This is a genomic window from Falsiporphyromonas endometrii (genome assembly GCF_042654485.1).
Lineage (GTDB): Bacteria > Bacteroidota > Bacteroidia > Bacteroidales > Porphyromonadaceae > Porphyromonas > Porphyromonas endometrii.
In genome coordinates this window covers 20,028-27,843 of sequence record NZ_JBHSGO010000035.1, presented here as the reverse complement: position 1 = coordinate 27,843, position 7,816 = coordinate 20,028, and the positions used below count along the sequence as shown (strand labels likewise).

Sequence of the window (7,816 nt, the reverse complement as noted above, 5' to 3'; positions counted from 1 at the left end):
TATAGGCGTAGAGAATGACCTTGAGCATCATGGCCGGATGATAGGGACTGCGGCCGCGCTCATGATAGAGTTTGTAAAACGATCTAAGATTCAGACTATCCACCAAGGCATCCAAAAGCCTTACCGGGTCGTTCTCCTCAATGTCTTGATCGATTCTTTCCGGAAAAAGAATCATCGTGTTGCGATTATGATGGCGGAAATGCATCATTTAATTTACATAACTATTTGTATACCATAAAGATAACTATTATTCATGACATGGAAAAGACTTATATAAAGAAAGTTGAAACTTTTTTCAAAAAACAGAAAGGGCTGCGCCAAATGGAATTTTGACACAGCCCCCTAAAATTTGGAATATGTCTAGTCCTAAAATAGCGTTACACCTAAAAAGAGTAACGAATGGAAAAGGCTGAAAACAAGTATGTTAAGCGTACCCAAAAGGATTACAGCATGACCTTTAAATTATCGGTAGTTCAAGAGTATGAAAGCGGTAAAGCAAGTTTATGTTATCTTCAGCGCAAATACGGAATACAGGGAAACCAAACCGTTAAGCGGTGGATAGAGAAATATGGGAACTTCGACATCTCAAACAAAACACTCAGGCCAATGGAAAAGAGTAAGGATCAAGAACTTCTGGAATTACGGCAGAAGGTAAGGCTGCTTGAACGCAGGAACGCCCGATTGGAAAAAGAACTCGAGCAGAAAGACATGAAAGCAGAGTTTTTCGATATGATGATAGATATTGCAGAAAAGGAGTATGATATCGACATCAGAAAAAACTCCTGTCCCGAACAGTCACCCAATATAAAGAAGAAAAATCCGTAAGTATCAGCGGAGTCTGCAGACTGCTCGGGATAAGCAGGCAGAAGTATTACCGTCAGCAGTGGAGCATATCCAAAAGCCGGGAAAGAGCCACCGAGGTGGTAGAGATGGTGCGGGAGGTCCGTTTGGAGATACCTCGCATAGGGACTCGCAAGCTTTATCATATGCTCCATTTGCCATTGAGGAAGAAAAAGGTCGGTCGGGACAGGCTTTTTGCCATACTTCGGGCCAACCACCTTCTTATAAAACCCGCACGTTCGTACCATACGACGACGAACTCGCATCATCGGTTCCGGAAGCATAAAAATCTGATTGAAAACATGGTGGTGTCACGTCCGGAAGAGGTATGGGTGTCCGATATCACTTATATAGGCAATAGGAACGGCCATATGTACCTCTCTCTGATCACGGATGCCTATTCAAAAAAGATTATGGGATACGATCTCTCCGATTCATTAGAAACCCAAGGTCCCCTGAAGGCATTAAAAATGGCCAATCGCAACAGGCTGTATAAAGATGTGCCACCGATACATCATTCAGACCGGGGAATACAGTATTGTTCCAATGCGTATCAAAAATTATTGAAACGATATAGAATAACTCCCGGTATGACGGAATCTTACGATCCGTACGCAAATGCCGTGGCTGAACGGGTAAACGGAATACTCAAGCAGGAATTCCTCCTTGAAGAGCTCCATCTTCCTTCGCAGCATATGAAGCAGGCCGTGAAGGATGCGATTTGTAAATACAACAGGCTTAGGCCTCATTTCTCTTGTGGATATAATACCCCTGAGTACATGCATCATCAAAATCGCGTTAAGATTAAAACCTACAAAAAGAAACAGATTATCAAGGCCGGCCTTGATAATCTGTTTGAGAAATAGTTTATTTTTGTCCAATAACTGTAACGGTTATTTAGGACGAGTCAATATGGATTAATAGGTCTTAGAAGTTAAGTGTAAAAGCACCCATCAGGTGAATAGGAGCTTGTGGAAATACTCTCAACTCTGTAAACTCTGTCTTATGTCCTTCTTCATCGACGGTATAGCCACCATCATAAATGTAAGCATTGTTGTTATACCTTGTATCAAATAGGTTGTTAACCAAAAAAGATACTGCACAACCCTTGGTGTAAGGGAGGTTGAAGTGATAGCTTGCCATTAGATTTGACACACAATATCCCTCCATAGATCTGTTCTTTCTCTGTGTATTATCCAGATATTGACGACTTACATACTGTGTCTGAAGGGCAATCTCAAAGCCTTTGTACATACCGGTCAATCTCTGAGACATCACCACATTGGGAGAATAAGAAATGTCTGTATCCTTCATCTTTTCCATGATGACTTCAAACTTGTCTCCGGGTCCATATTGAGCAAAAGCTTGTGAATAATCCTTGATCTTATTACGACTGAAGGCACCGGCAAGGTCATATCTAAAATAACGACAGGGAGTCCAAGCCAATTGAAGTTCTACCCCCGTACGATAGCTATTAGGGACATTGCTAAACAACATTTGACCGACATCACTATAACGACCATCCATTACAAGCTGATCTTTGTAATCCATATAGTATAGATTGACTCCGCCCTGAAAGTATCGGCTGTCAAACCTATAACCAAGCTCATAGTCGATCATCTTCTCACTCGTTGGAAGTCCTTTTGTTCCTGCATCGGTAAATGCTTTTCGATTGGGTTCTCTGTGCCCAATTGAGATTGATCCGTAGACTGTATTATATTGATCAATCTGATATGCAGCACCAGCCTTAGGATTGAAGAAGTTGAATGTCTTATCAATATCAAGGAGAGCCATTGTCTTGGTCTTCTCATCTCTATTGTCGCTAACACCGTCTATTTTGTACGAGATGCCACGATACTGAAGGTCGGCAAACAGGTTGAGACCGTCGATCGGTTGCCAGTTGGCTTTTACAAAAGCAGATGCTTCATCTTTGTCCGATGTATTGTTGTAATATTTCTTATTTGGCAACACAGCCTTCGAGTAATTTCTAATCCATCGCACATAGCCAAAGTGCTTGCCATCATACATATTGCCGGCAGCACCGAAAGTAAAGTCAAAGTTTTCTCCTTTGTAAGTTACTGAGCTTACCAGACCATAGAAATGATTGTCCAAGTGCTTTTGTCTTAGGAGGTCACTCTTTTTCACCTTATTGCCTTCGCTATCCTTAAATACTTGGAGACCGTACTCTTCCAACTTTCTTCCGAGACGGAATTCATCCGTATATCCCTTACCGCGAGTATAGTGCAAAGTAGCATTGAGGGTCCAGTTGTCGCTCAACTCCTGCGTAAGTATCGCTTGATAATGGCGTTGGTCGTAGTTGTCAGTGTTTTTATAGAAGTCCTTGAAGTTGCCTTTTTCCATCATTCCGGCATCATTAAAGCGACGACCAAGCTTGTCTATCTTATCCGGATTGATACCGTTCCAAGCAATACCGGTATGCTCTTCACCACCAAAAGTAACCAATCTCAGGAGCGTACCATTATTGAAGTAGGCAGCTTGAGCAAAATAAGATTTCAAATTAACGCTGGCACGATCAATATATCCATCCGAATTAATCTTCGAAAGGCGAGCATCGAAAGCCCAATGATTGGCTATACGTCCGGTACCAAGTTTGATGCCTCTTCGGAAAGTACCATAAGCTCCTCCCGAAAGATCGACCGTTGCATACGGAGAAGTCTTGATACCTTGTGTACGCATATTAAGGGTAGCTCCAAAGGCTCCCGCACCGTTTGAAGAGGTACCTACCCCTCTTTGCAACTGTACATCCTGCAATGAAGAAGAGAAGTCAGGCATATTAACCCAGAATACTCCTTGACTCTCTGCATCATTAAGGGGCACTCCATTGGTTGTTATATTGATACGGGAAGCATCACTTCCCCTCACCTTAAGTGATGTATATCCAATACCGGTACCGGCGTCACTTGTCATAACGACACCAGGCAAAAGAGATAGCAAATACGGCAAATCCTGACCATAGGCCGTTTTGTTTAGCTCCTTAGTTTTGATTTCGGAGAAGCTCATAGGAGTCTTATTGGTTGCCCTGCCGGCAATCACCTGCACCTCCTCCAATTTGATGATTTTGGTTGAATCTTCCTGTTTGGACGAGAGAGTTTGAGCACCCAGATTTAAGCAACAACTTAACCCAAGGCCTGCAACCACCACTCTGATAATAGTCTTGTTCATTTTAATACTTATAATATTATTACAGACAGCACACTGCCGCCCAATTATTTGTCTTATCACATCTTGAGACCTTAGCACAACACCTTATCTACTACCTTACCTTCAAGTTTAGGGCTTGGTCATAACAATATTCCCTTCACCCTCCCTTTCAGCTCTTGTATCTGAAGCATTGAGCCAAGTCTCCTTCAGAAAGGCTTCGTCTTTCTGAAATAGTAAGCTCAACAGAGACATTCGTTACGACCGGTACGAAAAACACATCGCACCGAAGTCCGACGCCTCCACAAGGCAAAAAACAAACTGCTTAAATAGGGGGATAAGATTTAATATAAAATGTCTTTAGATCGTTAGGATGAAAAACAGATGCCATAATCAGTTCAAAAGAACTTCATAAATGCGATCTCTTTACTATCGACATATTTAGGTTTTACAACGAGACTACAAACTGCTGTTATCGCAAATGACATTCTAATGGCAAGCCAAACTCCACCCACATAAGAATGAGACATTTGACACAACAACGATGATAACAGCCCAGGTATTCCTTAGCGCTGATTCCCTACGTCGGCATGATCCGATTCAGGTGGTAAGGGTCTCATCTCAGCCTTGATTAAGATTATCAAGACACCCCCATCTCCGCAAAATTGCTTAATGACCCTGCAAAGGTACATATTTGTTTGCGACTATGAATATTCGCGCTTAGGCAAGAGGATGGGAATCATATGCTGTCGAAGAAATTAAGCGATATCTCTATGACCTATCAGCCTACTTTAAACCTCCGACGAAACTACTACGCAAAGGCAATCTGCTTCGTTGGTTTCGGTATTCGGATTCTGTCACGCTCATAAGCAAATCTCATTCATACTCTTCCACGGGGTCTTTGTTAGGATGCCAAAATCAGTCCGGAATAACTATACCTTTTTCTTTTGACATAATTGGAATAAAAAAAAGAGGTCCAAAGATATAACCATTACCTTTGAACCTCTCAGAAATAAAGGGTTTATGCAGCCCATTTTATCCCGATTAAAGGACTATTCCAAACGGACCTTCACAACTCTATCTATGACCTTAATGACATAGACTCCCCTTTTGAGAGCTGAGACATAAAGCTCTGCAGTGCCATTATCATCAGCTTTTTCAGTCATGACTCTCACGCCATCCAAAGAATACATTTCTACCAAAGAAGATGGTAATAGTCCTGACAAATGAAGCTGATCAGTACAAGGATTGGGATATACCTTGAGCGATGGATCCCCAACCTTCATTGTGGATACCGTACAATCCGGATCCGTGCTATCATACAGTTTGATTGGGGGTACATACATATACATAATAGTCTTCGATATGTCGTCAGAAGAGTTTTGTCTCAATTCCAACTCATAGAAGGTCTCCTTTCCTTTAGAAGTCTTCTCTTTGTACTCTTTATATTCTCTCTGCAAGACCTCTTTCTTTTTATCAGCGTCAATTTGAATGAACTTTTTTCCGACAAGGCCCTTTAAACTAATGTAACACAAGTCGATACCTCTACTCCAATCAATCCCATCTTCCGATATTTGTAATGAACAATCAATGGTCAAATCAATTGGATCAGGTCCGACATTCTCCACTGTAAACCCTTTTATGGAAGGGTTGGAAGCATCCAACAAAATAAGATCGGGCTCATCATCTTTCTGATTATCGTACCTGATTACAACACCTTTCTGTTTTCTGTTTAAGTCATTGACCTCGATATTCTTACCAACAATAACGCCCTGATCCAAATCGGTCTTGATCATAATATCACAATGGCTTTTGGGAGGCATAGGGAAGAATGATGTCTCATATTTGGTCGTTATGGGACCCTTCTCCAGATTTAATTGGGTAGTATACAAAGGATACCATTTATGCTTACCTGACTCCCTGAAGAAATAGGAGGCATTACCCATATAATCTTCTTTCTGATTCTCTCCATTCAACGTTATTGAGCTATATCCATATCCCCAAAGATTAAAAAGAGTCTTCGTAAAATTAAACTTTGGAGAGCAGTCCAAAACATGAATATCTACAACCTCGCCTCTATCATTCGTCTTCAACATCGCTTCCGATGAATGGGACGAAACATGATCCAAAGCTATATCTCTACCTTTTCGCCCCCTAAATACCGTATATACCTTATAAGATGTATTAGGTTTAAGCGACAAAGAAGAAAAATCTTGAATAGGCAATGTCATCTCTGATGCATCAACAAAAGGAGATAAAGAAACTTCGGGTGAAGCCTCCATCGACACGAGATCCATAGGGTTATCTCTGTTTTGCAATACAAGTTTGAATGTAGTCTTATACAAAGCAAGTGAAGTCAAAAAAGGAGTCAGCTTGGCTGTCTTTAAGCGCTCTATAATCCCCGACTCATTCTTTTCGGCTTCCAAATCAAACTTCCAAGCACTGATGACAGGCTCGGACCATTCATCAGTTCCTGCTCTGTCCGGAGCAAATCCACATATTGCGGACTGCCTATAGTTGTACCCGCTACCCTGATCACCCCCGCCTATACCGGTTCCTTCCGGAGTAAGAGCATTGATAAAGAAGAAACCGTTGTACTTACCACTCCAACCCCAATTAATATGAAAGCGCCCCTCTTTATCATATCCATCACAAACAAATGCATGACCAACACTTTGTGAAATGCCTCCAAAAGGGATAGGTCTGCCACAAGACAACTCATTTTTGAGCAAATATTCCCATTGAGCTCGTGAATAATTAAAACGGTACCTCAAGACTGCACCTTTGCTATATTTGAAATGTCGGGCAACCCCCTCTACAGCATTCTGCATATAAGCACCACTGGCCACATCTCCATATGTCATATCCATGCATAAACCAACATCATAGCATAATGTGGACAAAGCGTCTACAGCCTCTTTGGAAACTTGCTTACCTATAATCTTATTGGGCATTGCACTCCAGTTATATCTGTTTCCAAAATGTATTTTATGCCACCTCTCATTCTCTTTATACTCATGGTAGCCCTCTGATTGATCAGGCCATTCATAATACTTCATTATCTGTGACATACATGTCGCTACGCAACCCACAAAGGTATGATTGTTATAATAGTTTAATGGTGTTTTTTCATTCCATGGATAATCCTGCCCCCATTCGATATCTTTTAACAATGGAGCCACTTCCGACTTGACAAATAGATTAGGAGAAGAGGAAAAAAATGCATTTATCGCTGCTCTATCTCGCTTTAGGATTTCCCTCAAAGACGCAGTATACCAATCAAAGAAAGCCCTTATCTCATCCGGTATATCTTTGGGATTGTAAGAGCCTGTCATTGAATAGCCCAGGATCGAAGGAAGTCTATCATCGCCGGAAACGAAGACAAACCCTCCATTTTCACCATTTGAATAGATGTAATAAAGCGGATAAGAGTCTGCTTTGTCAGACACTTTAGGAGTATCAACTAATACGGGATGTAACACTTCTCCCAAACGCAAAGAGCTATGTTTGGCAAAGAAATCCAAAGCTGTACGATCGGCAATCCCTCTTTTTATCGGATTAGCAAAGACATGACTAAGAGATAACAAGATGGAAAGAAGCGACATCAATACTATCTTTCTTGATAACAAAAGATTGATGTTCATTGCAGTTGTATATTATAACAGCATCGCAATTTACAAAAAATAACGACCAGACAAATAGTTTTTATTGACGATTTCACCTAACCAAACAGAAAAGCACCCATAAATCAAACTCTATCTTACAATGAGAGGAATTGCGCAGAGGAGATCTACTTCGGTCATATACACAAGTACTT

At 41.2% G+C, this 7,816-nt stretch carries 5 protein-coding genes and 1 riboswitch; of the genes, 2 read left to right on the top strand and 3 right to left on the bottom strand.

Translation table 11 applies throughout. The features are described from left to right. Nucleotides 1–208 (bottom strand): transposase (locus ACFO3G_RS01900; RefSeq protein ID WP_380077441.1); only part of this gene is annotated, 208 nt, incomplete at its 3' end. A gap of 191 nt (nt 209–399) precedes the next feature. On the opposite strand from ACFO3G_RS01900, the gene ACFO3G_RS01895 reads away from it, so the two are divergent. Both ACFO3G_RS01895 and ACFO3G_RS01890 read left to right on the top strand, forming a co-directional pair. Further along, nucleotides 400–825, top strand: coding sequence for a helix-turn-helix domain-containing protein (locus ACFO3G_RS01895; protein WP_380077439.1), 426 nt, complete (start codon nt 400–402; stop codon nt 823–825). Continuing rightward, entirely contained in the window at nt 783–1,706 is a 924-nt protein-coding gene (locus tag ACFO3G_RS01890) for an IS3 family transposase (RefSeq protein ID WP_380077447.1), read from the top strand. Before ACFO3G_RS01895 ends, ACFO3G_RS01890 begins: the two co-directional genes overlap by 43 nt. A gap of 61 nt (nt 1,707–1,767) precedes the next feature. Here the strand turns inward: ACFO3G_RS01890 and ACFO3G_RS01885 are convergent, their stop codons facing one another. Both ACFO3G_RS01885 and ACFO3G_RS01880 read right to left on the bottom strand, forming a co-directional pair. Beyond that, the gene (locus ACFO3G_RS01885) at nt 1,768–4,023 is read right to left on the bottom strand and encodes a TonB-dependent receptor (RefSeq protein ID WP_380077437.1); all 2,256 of its coding nucleotides are present in this window, start codon (nt 4,021–4,023) and stop codon (nt 1,768–1,770) included. 536 nt (nt 4,024–4,559) lie between these two features. Then, nucleotides 4,560–4,662, bottom strand: a riboswitch (TPP riboswitch). Nucleotides 4,663–5,051: 389 nt separating this feature from the next. Further along, nucleotides 5,052–7,643, bottom strand: coding sequence for a thiol protease/hemagglutinin PrtT (locus ACFO3G_RS01880; RefSeq protein ID WP_380077435.1), 2,592 nt, complete (start codon nt 7,641–7,643; stop codon nt 5,052–5,054). Between the last annotated feature and the right edge of the window lie 173 nt (nt 7,644–7,816).